Origin of the sequence: Alistipes sp. AF14-19, assembly GCF_003461645.1 — a bacterium.
Taxonomy (GTDB): domain Bacteria; phylum Bacteroidota; class Bacteroidia; order Bacteroidales; family Rikenellaceae; genus Alistipes; species Alistipes shahii.
Genome location: NZ_QTXM01000001.1, coordinates 426,153 through 447,218 on the forward strand (window position 1 = coordinate 426,153; position 21,066 = coordinate 447,218).

Annotated in this window: 10 protein-coding genes; 5 read left to right on the top strand and 5 right to left on the bottom strand. The window is 60.1% G+C overall.

The genetic code is table 11. The features are described 5' to 3' along the window. Positions 1 to 80: 80 nt before the first annotated feature. Positions 81 to 1,073, bottom strand: coding sequence for an aspartate-semialdehyde dehydrogenase (locus tag DWW03_RS01850; protein ID WP_022061754.1), 993 nt, complete (start codon positions 1,071 to 1,073; stop codon positions 81 to 83). Between the two features lie 394 nt (positions 1,074 to 1,467). Continuing rightward, positions 1,468 to 5,598 carry a two-component regulator propeller domain-containing protein gene (locus tag DWW03_RS01855; RefSeq protein ID WP_181989591.1) on the bottom strand — a complete coding sequence of 1,377 codons (4,131 nt, stop codon included), beginning with the start codon at positions 5,596 to 5,598 and terminating at the stop codon, positions 1,468 to 1,470. A 644-nt stretch (positions 5,599 to 6,242) separates the two neighbouring features. Between DWW03_RS01855 and DWW03_RS01860 the strand changes: the two genes are divergently transcribed. From DWW03_RS01860 to DWW03_RS01875, 4 genes are read left to right on the top strand one after another with little or no spacing between them, the layout of a single operon-like run. Continuing rightward, the gene (locus tag DWW03_RS01860) at positions 6,243 to 9,554 is read left to right on the top strand and encodes a SusC/RagA family TonB-linked outer membrane protein (protein WP_118406183.1); all 3,312 of its coding nucleotides are present in this window, start codon (positions 6,243 to 6,245) and stop codon (positions 9,552 to 9,554) included. 27 nt (positions 9,555 to 9,581) lie between these two features. Continuing rightward, the gene (locus DWW03_RS01865; protein WP_118406184.1) at positions 9,582 to 11,231 is read left to right on the top strand and encodes a RagB/SusD family nutrient uptake outer membrane protein; all 1,650 of its coding nucleotides are present in this window, start codon (positions 9,582 to 9,584) and stop codon (positions 11,229 to 11,231) included. Between the two features lie 15 nt (positions 11,232 to 11,246). After that, positions 11,247 to 12,176: a putative zinc-binding metallopeptidase gene (locus DWW03_RS01870; protein ID WP_015547397.1), complete on the top strand. Its 930-nt coding sequence runs from the start codon at positions 11,247 to 11,249 to the stop codon at positions 12,174 to 12,176. 12 nt (positions 12,177 to 12,188) lie between these two features. After that, positions 12,189 to 14,015 (top strand): DUF4302 domain-containing protein, encoded by a 1,827-nt coding sequence (locus DWW03_RS01875; protein ID WP_022062191.1) that lies wholly within the window; start codon positions 12,189 to 12,191, stop codon positions 14,013 to 14,015. An 87-nt stretch (positions 14,016 to 14,102) separates the two neighbouring features. On the opposite strand, the gene DWW03_RS01880 is transcribed toward DWW03_RS01875, so the two are convergent. The 3 genes from DWW03_RS01880 to DWW03_RS01890 are packed head-to-tail and all read right to left on the bottom strand — an operon-like array spanning position 14,103 to position 19,838. After that, positions 14,103 to 16,505, bottom strand: coding sequence for a transglycosylase domain-containing protein (locus DWW03_RS01880; protein ID WP_022062190.1), 2,403 nt, complete (start codon positions 16,503 to 16,505; stop codon positions 14,103 to 14,105). Between the two features lie 44 nt (positions 16,506 to 16,549). Then, positions 16,550 to 19,489: a hypothetical protein gene (locus DWW03_RS01885; protein WP_022062189.1), complete on the bottom strand. Its 2,940-nt coding sequence runs from the start codon at positions 19,487 to 19,489 to the stop codon at positions 16,550 to 16,552. Between the two features lies 1 nt (position 19,490). Continuing rightward, positions 19,491 to 19,838, bottom strand: coding sequence for a translation initiation factor (locus DWW03_RS01890; RefSeq protein WP_015547394.1), 348 nt, complete (start codon positions 19,836 to 19,838; stop codon positions 19,491 to 19,493). Positions 19,839 to 19,922: 84 nt separating this feature from the next. On the opposite strand from DWW03_RS01890, the gene DWW03_RS01895 reads away from it, so the two are divergent. Beyond that, the gene (locus tag DWW03_RS01895; RefSeq protein ID WP_022062188.1) at positions 19,923 to 21,020 is read left to right on the top strand and encodes a DUF4435 domain-containing protein; all 1,098 of its coding nucleotides are present in this window, start codon (positions 19,923 to 19,925) and stop codon (positions 21,018 to 21,020) included. Positions 21,021 to 21,066: the final 46 nt, after the last annotated feature.

Genomic DNA, 21,066 nt, shown 5'->3' on the forward strand with positions numbered 1-21,066 from the left:
CGGTCATCGGCAGCGCAGGCCGTCAGTTCTTCAGTCGGCTTTCCGCCCGAAGCAACTCCCGGACAGCCGCCGGCCGAAAGCTAAATCAGCGTTTCGAGGATCTGCACGGCATTGAGCGCCGCACCCTTCTTGATCTGGTCGCTCACGCACCAGAACGCCAGGCCGTTGTCGCACGTCAGGTCCTTGCGGATGCGCCCCACGTACACGGGGTCCTTGCCGGCGATGAAGAGCGGCATCGGGTAGACCTTGCCGGCGGGATCGTCCATCAGCACCACGCCTTCGGCCTTCGAGAAGGCTTCGCGGGCTTCGGACACGGAGACGGGACGCTCGGTTTCGAGCCACACGCTCTCCGAATGGGCGCGCATCACCGGGACGCGCACGCAGGTCGCCGACACGGCGATGTCCGAATGCATGATCTTGCGCGTCTCGTGGAACATCTTCATCTCCTCCTTCGTATAGTCGTTGTCGGTAAAGACGTCGATATGCGGAATCACGTTGTAGGCCAGCTGGAAGGCGAATTTCGCCACCGTCGGTTCCTTGCCCGCGCCCAGTTCGGCATACTGCGTCTCCAGTTCCGCCATGGCGGCCGCCCCGGCGCCGCTGGCCGACTGGTACGTCGACACGTGCACGCGGCGGATATGCGACACGTCCTCGATCGCCTTCAGCGCCACAACCATCTGGATCGTCGTGCAGTTGGGATTGGCGATGATGCGGCGGGGCGCGTTCTTCGCATCTCCGGGGTTGACCTCCGGCACGACGAGGGGCACGTCGGCATCCATGCGGAAAGCGCTCGAATTATCAATCATAACGGTCCCGTGCCGAGTGATCGTCTCGGCGAACTCCTTCGACGTACCCGCTCCGGCCGACGTCAGGGCGAAGTCGATTCCCTTGAAATCGTCGTTGTGTTGCAGCAGTTTGACGGTAAGCTCCTCCCCGCGGAATTTATAGGTACGGCCCGCGCTGCGCTGCGAACCGAACAGCACCAGTTCGTCGATCGGGAGCCGGCGCTCCTCCAAAATCCGCAAAAACTCCTGGCCCACAGCGCCGCTGACGCCCACAATAGCAATTTTCATCTCGATAAAGTTATAAAGTGATCATCGTTTCCGCTCGGACGAACCGTACACGGAAGCTCCGGAGGCAAAAATAACGATTTTCCGGGAAAAATCCTCCTTCCGGCCTGGAAATCGGCAAAATCCGGAACGCAGGCACACGATCCGGACACCGGAAAACGACTGCGCACGAACCGTTCCGCCCGCACCGCCGCAGCAGCAACCGCCCGAAAACATCCACAGAAACGGTCCCGGCAACGGCTGCCGCCCGGAAACATCCGCAGAAACGGTCCCGGCAAAGGCTGCCGCCCGCTTTCGCCCGCACCCGGCACCCACACCCGGCACCCACACCCGGCACTCGGCACCCGTGCCACATCCGCACCCGACACCCCGGCACCCGCGCCGCCGAGGGCTTCGCTTACGCCCGGTCCGATTTCTCCGCCCGGTCCGATTCCTCCGCCCGGTCCGATTCCTCCGCCCGGGCGTCCTTTTCCCGCAGCGCCTCCTCAATCTTCCGCTCGCGATAGACCTTCGGCGTCGCCCCGAACCGGGCGATGAATCCCCGGAAAAAGGTACTGCGGTTGGCGAACCCCGACTTGTAGATAATCTCGTCGATCGAGAGCCGCGTGGTCACCAGCAACTGCTCGGCCAGGTTCAGCCGGTACTCCCGGATGATTCCCGCCGGGGTCTGGCCGGTGATCGTCCCCAGCCGCCGGTAGAAATTGCAGAGACTCATGCCGAGTTCCCGGGCGATGAACTGCGTTGAGAACCCCGGATAGAGAATGTTCCGGTTGATGATGTCGAGCATCCGCTCAAGAAACGCCTTGTCGTCCTTGTGCAGCAACCGCCCCTGCGTGAGGTCGAAGGCGCTGTAAACCGAGCGTCCGTAGCTTTTCAGCGATTCGTAACGGCGCAGCAGCTGGTCGACGACACTCTGCAAATGGGTAATGTCGAAGGGGATCTTCAGGCAGATGTCCACGCCCAGTTCCAGCCCCTCGACCTTCACGTCCGTACGGGAAACCGCCGTCAACAGGATAATCGGGACCTGCATCAGCTGCTTGGTTTCCCGGATGCTGCGGATCAGGCCGATCATCGCCGTATTGAGCGACACCGTCCCGCAGATGATGATCTGCGGCTGCGCTTCGGCCAGTTTCTCCTGCGGGCATTTCAGGTCGGAGACGATCCGCACGTTGTAGCCGCCGCTGAACAGACCGGCGATGAAATCGGCCATATCCCGGTCCTCGTTGATGACGAGCATCGTCGGGAGCATGTCGCCGAACGTCATCACGGAGGCTTCGGGAACCGGCACGGGCAGGCTGAACCGCCGTCCGGGAGCGATGTCGGGCTGTGCGGCGGACCGGGCCGCACGGGTGATCTCGAGCCGCGGCAGCGACAGCGTAAAGGTCGTCAGCCCGTCGCGGCTCTCCACCCGGAATTCGCCCTGGAGCTTGGTCACGAGGTTGTAGCAGATCGCCAGCTCCAGGTCTTCCTTCAGCGACACGCCCTGGCGGCTCAGCGCCCCAGGTGGTTGAGCAGTTTGTAACGGTCGAAAATCAGTTCGATCTGCCCGGCGCCCGGCGTCGAGTTCCACGCCCCGGTTCGAGACCTCGATCCGAAGCCGTTCCGCCGCGCCGGAAGTCTCCTCCCCGGCGCCGGAAGCCGCCCCGTCCGGACGCGGCACGGAACAGATTCCGACCGAAACGCTCACCTCGCCGCCCGGCTCCGTCCGGCGGAACGCATTGGACAGCAAGATATTGAAGATCATCATCAGGATATTGCGCACCGAAGGGAACAGCACGCCGCTGCCTACGGCCGTCCGGTAGGCGATGCGGTTCTCCCCGGCATAATCGGCGAATGTCTGCGCGATGCCGCCGGCCGTGCGTGAAACGTCCAGCATCTCGATATCGTCCGAACCGTCGACGGGATCGGTCGACTGGAATTCGTTGAGCATATAGATCAGATCGTTGATCTTCTGCGCATTGTGCCGGATCAGTTCCGCCTGCCGGCGGACGAACGCGTCGGCCGACTTGCAGCCCATGATCTGCTGGCAGGGACCGTTTATCAGCGTCACGGGGATCGAGAGTTCGTTGGTCAGGTTGGAGAACGACCAGATGCACGACTCATAGACCAGTTCCCGCTGCCGCTGTTCGTAGAGCGACTGCCGGAGCCGCGCCCGGAGCCGGCGGCGGCGGATCAGGTATCCCGACACGCCGATAACGACGCCCAGCGTTGCGGCGAGATACCCGATCCAGGCCCAGGTCGAGGCGTAGGGCGGAGCCAGCACGCGGATCGGCAGGCGGCTGACGGGACTCCACTCCCCGGTCGTATTGTTCCGGTAGCGCACCCCGAGCGTATAGCGGCCCGCGGGAAACGCAGCGAAAGCCAGCGTGTTGCTGTGGTAATTGTCGTGCCAGTCGCCGTCCAGCCCCTCGATATTGTAAAAATAGGAATAATTGCTGCCGTTGACGTAATCCAGTGCCGCGATCGAAAGACTGAAAGCATTCTGATGATGCCGCAGCACCATCCGCCCCCGGCGCATCAGCGCCCCGACATCGTACGACTCGCCGTTGGCCCTCACCTCGCGGAACCGGATGGGCGGCATGTAGGAGGCCGCTTCGAAATCCCCGCTGTCGGAGATGACCACGAAGCCGTTGATCCCGCCGAAAAGCAGTTTTCCCCGCTCCCGGTCGTAAAAATAGGCTCCGTCGCTGAACTCGACCACGTCAAGTCCGTACGAAGCGCCGTAAACCACCGAACGGTTCGTCGCCGGGTCGTAGCGCACGATGCCGGCATTGGTCCCGACCCAGATGTTGTCGAGCGAATCGACCAGCAGGCCGTGGATCACCCCGCAGCGCAGCTGGTCGTTGCTGTAATCGGATTCCGCGCCGCCGCCCGCCGGATCGTAACGCACCAGGCCGCAGCCGGTCCCGAACCACGACGAGCCGTCCGAACGGCACACGCCCGCCGTCACGTCGTTCACGGCCAGCCCCCGGCGGGTGTCGAACCCGACGGTCCGGCCCTCCCGGGTGCGCCTGTCATAATGTACGACGCCGATACCGTGGTTGCAGAACCAGAGGGTGGAATCGGACTCCTCGCAAACGGAGAAAAAGAAGTTCCGGCTCCGCGCCTTGAGTCCCAGCTCCACCGGTTCGACATTCGCGGCGACGGGCGCGTCGGCGCTCCCGGACAGTTCGATGCGCCAGACCCCGTAGCCCACGCTCGCAGCCCACAGCACCCCGTCCCGGTCCTCGTAAAGCCCGTGAATGCGCCGCAGCGCCCCGCTCCGCGGCAGTTCGAAAATCCGCCTGTGCCGGTACGAGTAGTAGCACACGCCGCCGTCGCCGCCGATCCACAGCACATTGCGGCGGCTTCCGGCAAACGTATAGACCGAATTTTTCCCCAGCGGCGAATCGGCGGCCGTATAGCTGTCGGTATTCTCCCGCGTAAAGGTCCGCCGGGAGTAGAAATCGCGGATGCGCAGGATGCCGTCGTTCTTGGTCCCGATCCAGAGGTCGCCCTCCGGGTCGACATGGAGCGCCTTGATCGGTTTGGTCAGCAGGTAGGGCAGCGTTTCGTAGGTGACCGAACGGATCGCGACCTCCCCGACCGCCTGCCGCAGCAACCCGCTGCCGTCGGTTCCGATCCAGACAATATCCTGGTTACAGTCCTTCAGCAGTGCAAAAACGCCGCAGTTGACGTCGATCTCCTGCAACTCGTAACGCCCCTCGATCGGATCGGTCGAACGGAGCCGCAGCACGCCGCTCATCCCGAAGGCCAGCACGTAATCGTCCTTGTCGCTGATCACCGACGAAAGGGCGCCGCGCCGTCCAAGCTCCTCCCGCAGGTCGAAAATCGGGAAAGCCCGCCGCTGCCCGGTGTCGAAGCGGAACAACATGCCGTTCCGGTCGGTGAAAAAGATCGTCCGGTCGCCGTCGTAACGGGTGAACACCACCCCGTCCGGCAGCGGCATCCGCTCCCACTCCCCCACCGAAGCCCTGCCGCCGGCGTCATAGGCCACCTGCGCACAACGAATATCCTCCGAACGCACCAGCCACAATACGCCGTCGCCGTCGAGGCACATGCGCAGCACCCCGTTCAGCTCCGCCCCGCGGACATCGACCGGCTCGAACGCACCCTGCGACGCCACATATCCGTACAACTTGTTGCCATGCAGGAAAAACGCCTCGTCCCGGCTGCGGGCCGCGAATTTATAGACCCGCTGGAATCCGGCAAGCATTTCGATCCGCCGGTCGCGCGTGTCGAAGCGGTCGACGCCGTAGTTGGTCCGCACCCAGAGGTAACCGTCGTCCGTGGCTACGATCTCCTGAATCAGGTTGCCCGAGAGCCGGAAATGCCGGGCGGAATTGCCGTCCCACAGATTCAGTCCGTCGCAACTGCCCGCCCAGATATACCCGTCCGCATCCTGCGCCAGCGACAGAATCGAACTGTTCGACAGCCCGTCGCGGTGGGTAATGCGGCGGATATTCTGCGGGAATGCACTCCGGACGACCGCGACCGCGAGGAGAAGGAATACGCATCTGAAATACATAGCAGGGCGAATTAGATAAAAACAGACCGGAATATCTATGTAAATATATACAAAAAAACCGGATTTCAAAACAAAATATCCCATTTAGCGACAACGCCGATTCCCCTTGGTACAAGGGCTTTTTCCCGGATACGCCGGATGGCTTTTCCGGCGAGCGGCAAAGAGCGATCTTGGGCGCTATGATATGAAATCATACTTCTTTTATAAGAAAATATACTCGCACAATGCCGTTTTCTGATATTTTTGTAAAAGCCTTGACGAAAGTTTCCGCTTCCCGAAAGGCTTATTTGCGACACCTATATATAAAATTTGCATGCTATGAAGAAAACACATTTGTTTCGGCATCAGAGGTATTCGCATCCAAATCGGACGATAGCCGGAAAATCATTCCGGGCAGTCTCCGCATCGTTTTCCGTATTCCAGTTCCGCCGGTCGAAATACCGGAAGCAACGGCATCCGAACGACCCGCTCTTCGGCTGATCCGCCGTATCGCCCTCTCTCTTACGTTCGCATCCTCCCGCAGCATCCCTACCCATACCCGCTGCACGCTTATTCAAACGCACCGTTCCTTTTCCGATAGCCGACGGCCCATCGGAAAGGCAGCCGGCCCGAACCTCGTACCAAACCCATTTAAATTTTCGCCTATGATAAAAAAATTGCTCTTATCGCTATCGGCGGTTTTCTGTATGACGGCAGCTTCGGCCCAGACCCAGACGGTCAAAGGCCGTGTCGTCGATGAGAACAACGCACCGGTCATCGGTGCGACCGTTGTCGTCAAGAACCGCCCGACAATCGGCACTTCGACCGATGTCAAGGGAGAATTCGCACTTCAAGGAGTCCCGAAAGGAGGGGGGGGGAAACTCCAAATCTCTTATGTAGGCTACAAAACCCAGGATGTTGACATTGCACCCAACATCCGGGTAAAACTCGAACCCGACGCCCAGGCCGTAGAGGCCGTCGTGGTGACGGGTATGACCAAGATGGACAAGCGGCTGTTCACGGGAGCCGCAGACCAGCTGGTTGCCGACGACGTGAAACTGGCCGGTATGGCCGACATCAGCCGCGGCCTGGAAGGCCGGTCGGCCGGCGTATCCGTCCAGAACGTATCCGGTACGTTCGGAACCGCCCCGAAAATCCGCGTGCGCGGTGCCACATCAATTTACGGCAGTTCGAAGCCGCTGTGGGTCGTGGACGGCGTCATCATGGAGGACATCGTCGACATCGACGCCGACGACCTCTCCTCGGGCGACGCCACGACGCTCATCGCATCGGCCATCGCCGGACTCAATGCCGAAGACATCGAGAGCTTCAACATTCTGAAAGACGGCTCCGCCACCTCCATCTACGGAGCGCGCGCCATGGCGGGCGTCATCGTCATCACCACCAAACGCGGCCGCGCCGGCGTGAGCACCATCAACTACACCGGCGAATTCACCTACCGCATGATTCCGTCCTACCGGGATTTCAACATTATGAACTCGCAGGACCAGATGTCGGTGTACATGGACATGCAGAAAAAAGGCTGGCTCAACCTCGCCGAAACCATCACCGATTCGGAAAGCGGCGTATTCGGAAAGATGTACCAGATGATTGCGGCCGGACAATTGCAAAACGACGACGCGAGCATCGGGAATTACCTGCGCGCGGCGGAGTTCCGCAACACGAACTGGTTCAGCGAGCTGTTCAACAACAACGTCATGCACACCCACTCGGTGAGCCTCACGTCCGGAACCGACAAATCGTCCTACTATGCGTCGCTGAGCGCCATGAGCGACCCGGGCTGGACGAAGACCAGCAAGGTGGAACGCTACACGGCCAACATCAACGCCACCTACAACATCTTCAAAAACCTGTCGCTGAACCTGATTTCCAACGGCTCCTACCGGAAGCAGAAGGCGCCGGGAACGCTGTCGTCGGCAACCAACTACGTGACGGGCGAAGTGAAGCGCGAATTCGATATCAACCCCTATTCCTATGCGCTCAATACGTCGCGCACGCTCGACCCCGACGAATTCTACACGCGAAACTACGCGAGCTTCAACATTCTGCACGAACTGGACAACAACTACATCGACCTTTCGGTCGTCGAGACCAAATTCCAGGCCGAACTGAAGTGGTCGCCCGTCGAGGGCCTCGACTTGAGCGCCCTGGGCGCGGTAAAATACCAGGCCTCGATCCAGGAGCATAACATCACCGAGTCCTCAAACCAGTCCGTTGCTTACCGGACCGTCGAACCGACCACCGTCCGGGACAACAACCCGTTCCTTTACACCGATCCGGACAACCCCTACGCCGTTCCGGTGACCGTGCTGCCCAAGGGCGGTATCTACGAACGCACGGACAACAAAATGCTTTCGTACGACTTCCGCGCGTCGGCGACCTACAACAAAACGTTCAACAACACGCATATCATCAGCCTCTACGGCGGTATGTCGGTGAACAAGATCGACCGGCACAACACCTGGTTCCGCGGCTGGGGACTCCAGTACGATATGGGTATGGAGCCTTACTACGATTACCTGGCCTTCAAGCAGGGCATGGAGAGCGGCAGCAAGTACTACACGATCGGCGACTCGTTCTATCGCGAAGTGGCCTTCTTCTTCAACGGAACCTATTCTTACAAGGGACGCTACACCATCAACGGAACCTACCGCTACGAAGGGACCAACAAGATGGGCAAGAGCCGCAAAGCCCGCTGGCTGCCGACGTGGAATATCTCCGGGGCATGGAACGTCCACGAGGAGAAGTTCTTCAGCCACGTACAGCCCGCCCTGTCGCACCTGTCGCTCAAAGCCTCCTACTCGCTGACCGCCGACCGCGGCCCGTCTTACGTCACCAACTCGCTGGCCGTCATCAAAGCCTCGACCCCGTGGCGTCCGACCAGCGGCGATACCGAAACCGGTCTCAAGGTTTCGAGCCTCGAAAATGCGCAGCTCACCTACGAGAAGAAGCACGAGCTGAACCTCGGACTCGACGTCGGGTTCGTCAACAACCGGATCAACCTGGCCTTCGACTGGTACAAACGCAACAACTTCGACCTGATCGGCACGGTCACGACCCAGGGTATCGGCGGCGAGATCTCCAAATACGGCAACGTCGCGGAGATGAAATCGAACGGCGTCGAAATCAGCCTTTCGACCAAGAACGTCCAGACCAAGAACTTCAGCTGGACCACCAACTTCATCTACTCGCACATCCACAACGAAGTGACCAAACTCGAAACCTCCACGCGCGCAATGACGCTGGTTTCGGGAACCGGATTCACGATGGAGGGGTATCCCGCCCGCTCGCTCTTCTCGTTCCAGTTCGCAGGATTGAACGAAGTCGGACTGCCGGTCGTGGTCAACACGGAAGGCAAACTCAGCTCCAGCTCCTTCAATTTCCAGGACAGCAACGAGAACAACCTGAAAACGAATCTGGTCTACTCCGGACCGGTCGACCCGACCGACCTGGGCAGTTTCGGCAATACGTTCCAGTACAAGGGATGGCGTCTGAACGTCTTTATGACCTACTCGTTCGGCAACGTCGTGCGGCTCAACCCGGTCTTCAGCAGCATTTACTCGGACCTCGACGCCATGCCGCGGGAATTCAAGAACCGCTGGATGGTCTCCGGCGACGAAGCCGTCACGAACATCCCGGCCATCGCCTCGAAGCGCCAGCGCCAGCTGAACTCCTCGATTTCGTACGGATACAGCGCCTACAACTACTCGACGGCACGCATCGCCAAGGGCGACTTCATCCGCATGAAGGAGATTTCGCTTTCGTACGACTTCCCGAAGAGACTCATTTCGAAACTGCGGTTCTCTTCGCTTTCGCTCAAACTGCAAGCCACGAACCTCTTCCTGATCTACGCCGACAAGAAGCTCAACGGCCAGGACCCCGAGTTCTACAACACCGGCGGCGTCGCAGCCCCCGTGCCGCGGCAGTTCACGCTCACAATCCGAATCGGACTGTAAAATCTGATTTATCTTAAAAAGATTCCTATGAAAAAAAGCATCATATATTTACTGGGCATAGCGATCGTCATTCCGGCATTCATGTCGTGCAGCGATTTTCTGGATCAGAATCCCGATCTGCGCACGACGCTGGATTCCGAAGAGAAGATCGCCAACATACTCGTCTCGGCCTACATCAGCGGAGCAGGCAGCTACCAGCTCGTTGCGGAACTCTCCTCGGACAACGTCTGCGACTACGGCATCACAAAGAATTACAACCAGTTCTATCAGGATGTCTACGAATGGGCCGAAGAGGTTACCAGCAACAACGACGCCCCGCGGAACATCTGGAGTTCGAACTACAACAACATCGCCAACGCCAACCAGGCGCTTTCGGCCATCGAGGAGCTGGGAGGACCTACCACCACGAGGCTCAAGGCCAGCAAAGGCGAAGCGCTGATTTGCCGGGCTTATTCCCATTTCGTACTGGCAAACATGTTCTGCATGCCCTACAACCCGGCAACAGCCGGGAACTGCCTGGGCATACCCTATATGGACCACGCCGAAACCGACCTCAACCCCAGGTACGAACGCGGAACGCTCCAGAAGGTCTACGAGATGATCGGCAAAGACATCGAAGCGGGCATCCCCCTGATCGACGACACGGCCTATTCGGTTCCGAAATACCACTTCAACTACAAGGCCGCCTGCTGCTTCGCCTCGCGCTACTACCTGTTCATGCAGGACTGGGGCAATGCCATCAAATACGCGACGATGGCCCTGACCTCCAACCCGTCGTCGCTGCTGCGCGATTACAGTGCGATCGCCGCTCTGCCGAACGGCACCAGCAGGCATCAGGAATATGTCAATTCGGCCAGCACGGCCAACTTCCTCCTCCAGGCCGCGACATCGAACAGCGGACTGCTTTTCGACTGGTACTCCACCGCCGGCCGCTATTCGCACGGCAAACTGCAAGGAATCTATGAAACCGTTCAGCCGAAAAAAGGCGGTCCGTGGGGCAGCAGCGTGACTTTCAAAGCGCCGCATGCAGTGCTTGCCTCATCGGGCAAATACGTTCTTCCCCGGACATGGCGCGTGTTCCAATACACCGACCCGGTCGCCGGAACCGGATTCAACAAAGCGATTTCCGTTCTCTTCACCTCCGAGGAGGCGTTGCTCAACCGCGCCGAAGCCTATATTATGAAGATGAACGAAGACCCGACGGCGCTCGACAAGGCCCTGGAGGATATAAACCTCTACGCCGCGAACCTCTTCTCGGCAGGGTTCAAATCCATGACGGAGGCTTCGATCATCAAATGGGCTACGGAAACCTACCCCGACTACTCCGAACTCTACGTCGGAAAGACCTCGGTCAGCAGCCCGCAGACGCTCAATCCCAAGAAAAAGCTCCATGCGGCCCCCTACAACACGCTCGAAGAGGGCGGCCCGCAGGAGAGCATGCTTCAGGCGCTCATCTTCATGCGCCGCTACCAGTTCCTCCACGAAGGCATGCGGTGGTTCGACACCCGTCGCTTCGGCATCACGGTCTACCGCTACCTGCTCGATGAAGACGCCGAAACCGTCGTGCAAATCACCGATCAGATCAGCGACGAGAACGGTACGGCCGATCCGCGCCGCGCCCTGCAACTCCCGGCCGACGTTATTGCCGCCGGCCTGACCCCCAACCCGAGAAAATAACAAACCAAAGTGCGTATGAAAAAGAATCTGATATATCTGCTCTTTTCCGTCACGCTGCTCTGCGCAGCGCTGACAGCCTGTTCGGACAACGACGATCTGGATTCCACCAGCGTGGTCCGGCCGACGACCACCGAACAGAACGACCTCGACCGCTGGCTCAAGCGCAACTACGTCGAAACCTACAACATCCAGCTCAAATACCGGTTCGAGGACATCGAGTCGAGCATGGGCTACTACCTCACACCCGCCAGCTACAAGCAGTCGGTCGCCATGGCCAAACTGGTGCGCCACATGTGCCTGGAAGCCTACGACGAGATAACCGGCAGCACGGATTTCATCAAGGCCTATTTCCCGAAAATCCTCTTCCTGGTCGGCTCGTATGCCTACAAGACCAACGGAGCGATGGTGCTGGGAACGGCCGAAGCCGGGGCGAAGATCACGCTCTACAACCTCGACAACCTGAACCCCAAGACCGTCAATGCGAAGACGGCCTATTTCAAGACGATCCACCACGAATTCGGGCATATCCTCAATCAGACGAAACCTTACCCCACCGATTTCGCGGAGATTTCCGGCCCGGATTACGTACAGGACCAATGCTTCGAAATCTACAAGACCACCGAATCGGCACTGCAAAAAGGATTCATTTCCCCGTATGCATCGAAAGCCGACAGCGAGGATTTCGTGGAACTCATCGCCCTCTACGTCAACCGGAGCGCAGAAGAGTGGGAGGAGATGCTGACGACGGCCGGCGACACGGGACGGCCGAAAATCGAAGCCAAATTCGAAATCGTCTCCAACTACATGAAAAGCACCTGGAACATCGACCTGAACGAACTGCGGGAAATCGTACTGCGCCGTGCGGAAGAAGCGCCCAACCTCGACTTCGACTCGCTGGATGACGAAGATACGGACACGCCCGAAAATTCCGGTACAAACGAATAAGCGACACCGAATATGAAAAAAACAGCAATCATACTATTTCTGGTTCTGGCCATTCCTGCCCTGCTCACCTCATGCCTGTTCGACGAGGAGGATCTTTTCGACAAATCCGCCTCCGAACGCATCGAAGCCGCCAAGCAGGAAGCCAAGACCGTGCTCGAAAGCGCTGAAAACGGATGGCACGTGCGCTATTTCCCCTCCCCGACCCAGGAGTTCGGCGGATACAACCTGTTTTTCAAATTCTCCGAAGGCAGCGTCACCGTTGCCTCCGAGATCGAAAGCAACCCGTCCATCACCGAGACGAGCCTCTATTCGCTCGGCGAGGATCTGGGCGTCACGCTCAATTTCGATACGAAAAACTCGCTCATCAATTACTTCGTACACCCGAAAAATCCCGACAACATCGGATCGACCTACAAGGGCATGGAGGGCGACTACAAATTCACGGTGATGGAGACATCCGCGGCAATGGTCGTCCTGCGCGGCATCATCACGGGGAATTACTACATCCTGACCCCCGTTTCCGCGGACACCGACTGGTCGGAAGACCTGGAGACCTACCGGAACAATGCGGAAGACATGTCATTCAACACCTATTCCTTCGTCGTAAAAGACAAGACGTATTCGGCAACGCTCACGAACCGTCGCTTTGCGGTCAAGATCGACAGTGAAACCACCGTGTACGCACCGTTCATCTACACCAAGGCCGGCATCAGTTTCTACATGCCGGTCGAGATCGACGGAGTGACCGCACAGAACTTCACCTTTGTCGACGACTACTATTTCGCCGAAGTCAACGGCGCCGATTTCAAGATTATGACGCCCGAGCCGGTCCGGTCGGACATCACGTTCGAAGTGACCGTTCCCGATGCCACGAAGACCTACAACAGCGTTACGGTGAATACAGTTCCATCAACGGATACGGAGTACTACTACATGGGGCTGATGCTGAAGTCCGAATTCGAGGCCCAGCGCGAGAAAAAGCTCCTGCAAAGCCTGGTCGGCACGCTCAACGGCAACATCGGCGCAGGCGACGATCCCGAAGCGATCGCAGCCAGCCTGCTCCACAAAGGTGCGGACACCTATACGCTCAACTATCCGAGTTTCTACGACGAGTACGTAGCCGTCGTATTCGGATGCGCCGTCTCCAACGGATTCATCGTCTCCACCACGCCCATCACGTCGCTTCCGGTTTCGATCGACGCCTCGCTCTTGCCGGACAATACCGATCCTCTCTACAAGAGATGGCTGGGCAAATGGAGAGTTACGAGCACCACCTCGCAGGTAAACGAAGCTCCCGTAACATTCGAGGTTATCGTAAAACCGGGCACCGTCAACTCGTCCTACATGATCCGGGGCTGGGGCATCACGATCTACGGAAACAGGTACGACCTGCGGGCATATTACCAGGCATCCTATAATGGCGCCTCCACTCCGGCCATCCCGATTCCGAAGTCGACCGGTATTCTCTACACGAAAACCGACAATGCGATTTACGGCTACGACGGAGTCTACCCGATCCGGACTCGCTACTCCCGTATAACCCACTCGACCGGAGCCTACTCGTCATTTACGACGACCCAGACCTCGCCCAAACTCGTCGGCATTTACGACGAGGCGCAGGCAGGCCAGGCAACGATGTACGGTTCCGGCTACAATACCGGCACCGATTACGTCGGCATAGAGTTCTTCAGATGGACGGAAAACCAGGCATCCTACTACACCTCGCCGGCTGTCCGTCCGGGCTATACTGCCAAAGACTTCCCGGTGGGCCCCTTCACGTGGGTTCAGCTGATAGACGCCGACGGGAACGACCTCACCACCGGCACCCCGGCCGAATAAGCGAAACCGGTTCGATCCTCAAATAAGTCCGGGCCGCCCATTGAGGGCGGCCCGGACTTTTATCGGATACAGAAAACCCGGTCCGTGTCAGTCGAAGAAATTCTCGTCCTCGGGGTTGTTCCGCCCCTCGGAGTCGACTTCGTCCTCGCAGTCGTAACGGGGCATCATCGCCGGACGCACGAACTGGTCCGTACGGCTGATACCGAAACGACCGTCGTCGTAGATCTTTTTCATATATTCGCCCACGATCGGCAGCGCCATCACGCTGCCCTCGCCGCCGCGGATGAAGTGCACCGACTGGTCCTCGCCGCCGACCCAGGCGCCGGTCACCAGCTTCGGGGTCACGCACATGAACCACGCGTCGCGGTTCTTGTTCGAAGTTCCGGTCTTGCCGCCGATCTCCATGTCGGTCAGCCCGAACTGCCACCGCAGACGGCCCGCCGTCCCCGAGTTGACCACGTCCTGAAGCATCGTGAGCATCGTGTAGGCCGTGCGTTCGCTGACGGCGTCCTGCGACTGGGGAATGAAACTGGCGATCAGGTTGCCCTGACGGTCCTCGATGCGCGTCACGAAGATCGGATCGGTGTGCACGCCCTGATTGGCAAAGGTCGAGAAGGCGCTCACCAACTCGTAAACGTTCGATTCCGAAGAGCCGAGAGCCAGCGCCGGAACGGGGTCTATGTAGCTGCGGATGCCCATGTTGTGAATGAAATCGGCCACGGCAGCCGGCTGCTTGGCCTGCTTCATAATCCACGCCGAGTAGTTGTTGCGGCTGCGCGCAAGTCCCCACTTGAGGGGGTGCAGCACCCCGTCGTACTCGACATTGCCGGCCTCCTTGGGCGACCAGGCCGTACCGTTGGCCGTCTCAATGGTCGTCGGCAGGTTGGGAACCATCGTGCAGGGCGTCAGGCCCAGATGGTCGATGGCGAAGGTGTAAACGAAGGGCTTGATCGTCGAGCCGATCTGGCGTTTGCCCTGCTTGGCCATGTCGTACTTGAAGTAACGGAAGTTAGGCCCTCCGACATAGGCTTTTACGAAGCCCGTGGCAGGATCGAGCGACACCATCGCGGCACGCATGATACGCTTGTGGTGGAGGATCGAGTCGCGCGGCGTCATCAGCGTGTCGCGCTCGCCCTTGTAGGTGAACACCCGCATGTTGCAGGGTTTGTCGAAAGCGGCGTTGATCTCCTTCTCGCCCGCCCCGGCGTGCTTCATCTCGCGGTAACGGTCCGAATAACGGACGGCATGGCGCATGATCCGGTCGCGCTCCTCCTTGTCGGCATCGACGAAAAGCGTCTTCGTCGCCCGGAACTGCGCGTCCATCTTGGGCTGAATCTCCTTCTCCATCTGCCGCTGCACGGCCTGCTCGGCATAGGTCTGCATCACGGAGTTGATCGTGGTATAGATTTTCAACCCGTCGCGGTAGATATTGTAGGGCGTGCCGTCGGCCTTGCGGTTCTTGTGACACCAGCCATAGAGCGGATTCTCGTTGTACTCCTCCACCGCCTGGTCATAGTCCCACTCGTTGTAGAACTGGCTGCGCTTGGGAGGCCGGGCGTTCATCACCAGCCGCAGCATCTCGCGGAAATAGGTCGCCGCACCCTCGTTGTGCGACACGGGCTTGTAGTTGGTCACGATCGGCAGCGCCGCCAGCGAATCGCGCTGCCTGCGGGTCAGCGCCCCGGCCTCCTCCATGCGTGAAAGCACGAGGTTGCGGCGCACGAGGGCGTTCTTGGGATTCAGGATGGGCGAATAGCGCGTCGGGGCGTTCACCACCCCCACCAGCACGGCCGCCTCCTGCACGTTGAGTTCGTCCGGCTCCTTGTTGAAGAAGGTGTGGGCCGCCGACTTGATGCCGAAGGCGTTCGAGCCGAACTCCACCGTATTGAGGTACATGGCGGCGATCTCCTCCTTGGTGTAGTTGTATTCGAGTTTGAGGGCCGTGATCCACTCCTTGAACTTCGAGGTCACGAGTTTGGCCTTGCGGACGACGGCGCCGCGGTTGCGGACCGTATCGCGCGGAAAGAGGTTCTTGGCCAGCTGCTGCGTGATGGTCGAGCCGCCGCCCTGCGAGGTGTTTTGCAACAGCAGGGTCTTCACGGCCACACGCGCCAGCGAAGGAATGTCGATGCCCGAGTGGGTGCGGAAACGGACGTCCTCGGTCGCAATGAGCGCCGCGACGATGGGCGGAACCTCATGCCCGGCCAGCCGGATGTGAAGCGTCGAATCCGACGGATAGAGGTCGGCGTACTGCACATAGGAGCGGTTCTGCACGAAGAAGGTTCCGATCACCTTGCCGTCCTCGGAGTAGATCTCCGTGGCGAGGTTGCTGCGGGGATTCTCCAGCTCCTCGAACGAGGGCATGCGGCCGAACACGCCGAAGACCGTGAGCACCAGCATCAACGCCACGAGCGCAAAGGGTGCGAAAGCCGCGTACCAGATCCATTTTATCGTTTTCGGGCTGACACCCGTCTTTTTTTTCTGTCCCATACGACGATATTTGCGACAAAGATACGAAATATATTACAAATCCCTCAAAACGGCAGTCCCACCGACGCTGCGACGTACACCCCGCCGCTCGACGGATGGTAGCACGACAGCTTGAAGGTCGAAGTGGCCGACGCCGGCTGCCGGAAGGCGTTGAAGTCGAAAACGATGTCTCCGCCCACCGACCAGATCCGCCGCCACGTCATTCCTCCGCGGCCCACGTCGCGGAACTGCGCGTAGTCGCCTCCGGCGTTGAGCCGGATGCGCTTGATGTAGATCACCGAGCCGATGCCGCCCTCGGGATACCACACCGGCAGCTGGTAGTTGGCCTGAAAAGCCGTGTAGTTGTTCGACACGATGTCCGCGGAGGTGAACCCGCGCGGAACCAGCCGCGTGGATTTGTAGCTCAACGGAGCATATCCCGACGGAAATTTGTAGCCGCCGATCGAGGTCTGGTAGGTCGCGGCCACCAGCACCGAGTTGTGGGGCGCGAATCCCGGCAGATAAGCCTGTCCGTAGAACGAAATCAGGTCGCTGAAATGGGTGTTCTCGGGGTTGAACGTGTAGTTCGCGCTGAAGGTGTAGCCCCAGCGGGGCGCGATGTCGCGGTGCGCCATACGCACCTGGTCGGAGAATCCGGCTCCGAACGAAACCTTGTGCAGCCCCTCGCGGAAACCGACCCGCTGAATGTTGGAGATGCTGCCGTTCTCCCATTCGATCTTGCCCAGATCGGCAACCATGCCGTTGGAGTAGTTCCAGCCCGCCGAGAGGGAGAGCTGGCGCGTGTGATACCCCCGCTGGAAATAGAGCGGCAGCGTGGCCGACAGCCCCACGGAGTAATATTTGTCGGGAGCAGGACGGCTTTGGTAGACCGGATTGCCCTGCCCGTCGCGGCCGGCCAGCGAGTAGAAGAGCTGGTTGCCGCCGTAGGAGGCGTCCAGGTCGAAACGCACGCCCAGTCCGAAATAGCGCACGCCTAGATTCACGAGCGAGCCTTCGTGCCGGTTCCAGCCGTAGGAGGCGTAGGCCTCGGCGCTCGAAAGCAGGTTCTGCGAGATCAGCGTAAGGCCCACATTGAGGTCGATCACGTGTTCGTCGACCGCCGCAAAGGGGTTGAACGCCACGGGCATCCAGCTGTGGGCGTTCACCAGATTGGGCACCTTGCGATACCGCTTCGCGCGGAACTCGCCGGACTGTCCGACCGAATCGGCGCGCGTATAGCGCACCGTGTCGAGGTTCACCACGTCCCAGCGTTTGCGGGGCGGGTTCACCAGGTTGACGGGCAGCCGCGAAGGCGTGACGGGAATCAGCAGGCTGTCATCGGCGGCGACCCGCTGCTCCGCGACGCGGTAGCCGAGGCGGTCGTAGGTCGTCAGCAGCACCCCTCCGTCCGCCGGGGCGGGCGCGAAGGAGCCGTAGGCCGAGGTGGTGATGCGGTATTCGCGGCAGGCCATCAGGTCGTAACAGTGGGCCTCGTCCCTGCCCGAGGCGATCGAGCCGTAATAGAGCTTGCCGCCCCCGGCCCGCAGGTTCGAAAGGGTGATGTAGGCCCCCTCGGTAATCGGGTGCAGGCCGTCGGAGTCGATGCGGCCGATCCACATGCCGCTGTCGTCCGTGACGAGGACGTACCACGCCACCGTACGATCGTCCCACGCCAATCCGTGAATCTCCGACCGGACGGGCGTTTCGAACCGCCGTTCGGGACCCTCGCCGTGCCGCACCACGACCGTATAACGGCCGTCGGGATTGTACTCGACCCATCCGAACTCCTCGCCCGAAGCCGTGGGATAGAGCGTATTTCGCTGCCGTTCCGCCGTGCGGGGCACACCGTCGGCGAGGTCCATGTAACACAGTTGCGAGTTGACGCGCTGTTCGAAAAGCGTGGAACGGCGGTACTCGGTCCACCAGACGCGGCCGTCGGCCATCGACGGACGGGTCGAGACCAGCCCCGTATGACAGACCGTCCGTTCCCCGCCCGTACGGCGGTCGATCACGACGAAACGCGAAACGCGGTCGAGGTCGGTTTTCAGCGCCACGACGGCCGTGTCGCCCAGCGGCAGGGGCCACTGGTAGGTCGTGTGGTTCTTTTCGGGCAGCGCGGTGAGCGGCACGGCGCTGTCCCCGGTTTCCGGCAGCGAATCCCAGTAGCGTTCCAGTTCGTCGAAGGTTTCGCGGAAGAGCTTTATGACGTTGGTCTTGTAGAATTTGCCCAGCGCCACGCGCGTGGTGGCCAGCACGTAGGGGTTGCGCGACCCGTACCACGCGACCTTGTCCCAGATGTTCTCGCCGTAGCGTTCCCAGGCGTAGGAGCAGATCTGATAGCCCAGCTCGTAGTGGTCGGGAATGTAGTCGCGGTAGGAGCCGCAGAACCAGCGGTCGATGTTGCGGCGGTCGCGGCCGACGCTGCCCATGGCGCGGTAGGCCATCGAAAACGAAGGCTGGAGACCGCGGCCGAACGACGAGTGCATCGTTTCGGACATCACGGCGTCGCCCTCCATGGCCCAGATCGGCATGCACAGCAGACCGATGGTCGACCCCTGCTGTCCGAGCACGTAACTCAAGGCGCGGATGACGCCCCGGTCGAGGTTGTTGTACTGCACGGCGTGGCGGTACTCGTGGGCCACGAGCTGCTTGTACCACGGCATCGAATAGCTGTCGACGGCGGGCGAGGTGAGGAATTCCACGCGCTTGGGAAGGTACATCACCAGTCCGTTCGACTGGAAATTCTCGGGATGCATGACGAAGGGAATGCGCATCGGGCCGTGGCGGAACCCGTAACCGATGTCGGGCCGGACCGAGCGGATGTAGAACAGCGTGCGCCGGGCGATGCCGGCGACCGTATCGGGATAGATCATCCGCACGTCGGGCGTGCGGATCGCCGACCACTTCTGCGGAGGGTCCGAACCCCAGGTGTAATACTGGGCCGCGGCGCGTTCGGCACCGCACAGCGCGCACAGCAACGCCAAGAGGAGAAGCTGCCGGCGCACGCTACGAACCGGCTTTTTTGCAGCGGTAGCCGCTGCGGATGAGCAGTTCGGCCACACGGTCGCGGTGGTCGCCCTGGATGATGATTTCGCCCGCCTTCGCCGAACCGCCGACGCCGCACCTGGATTTCAGCATGCGCGCCAGCTCCTGAAGGTCGGCATCTCGGCCCACGAAACCTTTGACGAGGGTCACGACCTTGCCCGCCCGCTGTTTGCGGTCGAGCCACACGCGCAGGTCCTGCTGCCCCGCAGGCAGCGTCTCGGCTTCGGGTTCGTCGTCCGTTTCGTAGTTGAAACCCGGGTCGGTCGAATAGACCATCCCGAGCCGTGATTTCCAGTCGTTGTCGGCCATAGTTGTTCGAATGATTGAAATTAAACGCCGAAAGCGGCGTCATTTATTGCGCAAAATTAGCAAAATATTTATCTTTGTTAACGCATGGCAAAGAAGTTCCGCGAAAAACTGCGCAAGTTCAACCCCTTCACGCGTCCGATGACGCTCGACGAACTGCCCAAACCGCTGCCGGCCAACCCCGACCAGCGGCTGGTGAAGGTCTATGTCGAAGGCTACGAAGACGTGGCTTTCTGGCGCGGCATCTTCGACCATTTCCAGAATCCCTACCTGCGTTTCGAAATCTCGGTCCCCGACCGCGGCGACCTGCCCAAGGGCAAGAAGGTCCTCATGGGCATGATCCCCCGTTCGTCGGAGGAACTGCTCCTCTGCGTCGACTCCGACTTCGACTACCTCTTCGCCGGGCGAACGCCCCAGTCGAAGGAGGTCGCCGAGGCCAAATTCATGTTCCACACCTACGCCTACGCCACCGAGAACTACCTCTGCTACGCCCCCTCGCTGCACAACGTCTGCGTCAAGGCCACCAAGAACGACACGCGCATCTTCGACTTCGTGAAGTTCATGCACGAATATTCGTGCACGATCTACCCGCTGTTCCTCTGGTACGCCTACTCGGCGCAGCTGGCCACGGAAAACGTCTTTCCGCTGATCGACTTCAAGCAGTCGGTGCGCATCGGCTACCTCGACATCGAGGACAACGGCTCAAAGACGATCGAGTGGCTGCGGCGCAACGTCTCGAAGCGCGAGAACCTGCTCCGCCAGCGCAACCCGCGGATGATCGAACCCATGAAGGAGTTCGAGGTGCAGCTCCGCGGACGCGGCCTGACGCCCGAAAACGCCTACCTGTTCATGCACGGCCACACGCTGATGGACAACGTGGTGCTGATCATGCTCAACACCGTGTGCGAGAAGCTGCGGGCCATGTCGATCGCCAAGATCACCGCCTCGAAGAAGCAGGGCGTGGCGCTCAAGAACGAGATGTCGAACTACACCAACTCGCTGCGCTCGATCCGCGACGTGCTGCTCGACAACGAAAACTACACCAAAAGCCCGCTTTACAAACGGTTGGAACGCGACATCGAGCGGTATATCGCCCGCACGATCTGGAACATGAAGCGCAACGGCGAAATCCGCGACACGTCGATGATCGGCATTATCCACAAACTCCGCACCGGACAGCAATAACGGAAAAAAGAGGGGCGGGAACGCGGACACGCTCGAAACGCATCCG

Bases quoted from the DNA above. Each gene is read 5' to 3' on its own strand.
- DWW03_RS01850 (WP_022061754.1), bottom strand. From the start codon at position 1,073: ATGAAAATTGCTATTGTGGGCGTCAGCGGCGCTGTGGGCCAGGAGTTT.
- DWW03_RS01855 (WP_181989591.1), bottom strand. From the start codon at position 5,598: ATGTATTTCAGATGCGTATTCCTTCTCCTCGCGGTCGCGGTCGTCCGG.
- DWW03_RS01860 (WP_118406183.1), top strand. From the start codon at position 6,243: ATGATAAAAAAATTGCTCTTATCGCTATCGGCGGTTTTCTGTATGACG.
- DWW03_RS01865 (WP_118406184.1), top strand. From the start codon at position 9,582: ATGAAAAAAAGCATCATATATTTACTGGGCATAGCGATCGTCATTCCG.
- DWW03_RS01870 (WP_015547397.1), top strand. From the start codon at position 11,247: ATGAAAAAGAATCTGATATATCTGCTCTTTTCCGTCACGCTGCTCTGC.
- DWW03_RS01875 (WP_022062191.1), top strand. From the start codon at position 12,189: ATGAAAAAAACAGCAATCATACTATTTCTGGTTCTGGCCATTCCTGCC.
- DWW03_RS01880 (WP_022062190.1), bottom strand. From the start codon at position 16,505: ATGGGACAGAAAAAAAAGACGGGTGTCAGCCCGAAAACGATAAAATGG.
- DWW03_RS01890 (WP_015547394.1), bottom strand. From the start codon at position 19,838: ATGGCCGACAACGACTGGAAATCACGGCTCGGGATGGTCTATTCGACC.
- DWW03_RS01895 (WP_022062188.1), top strand. From the start codon at position 19,923: ATGGCAAAGAAGTTCCGCGAAAAACTGCGCAAGTTCAACCCCTTCACG.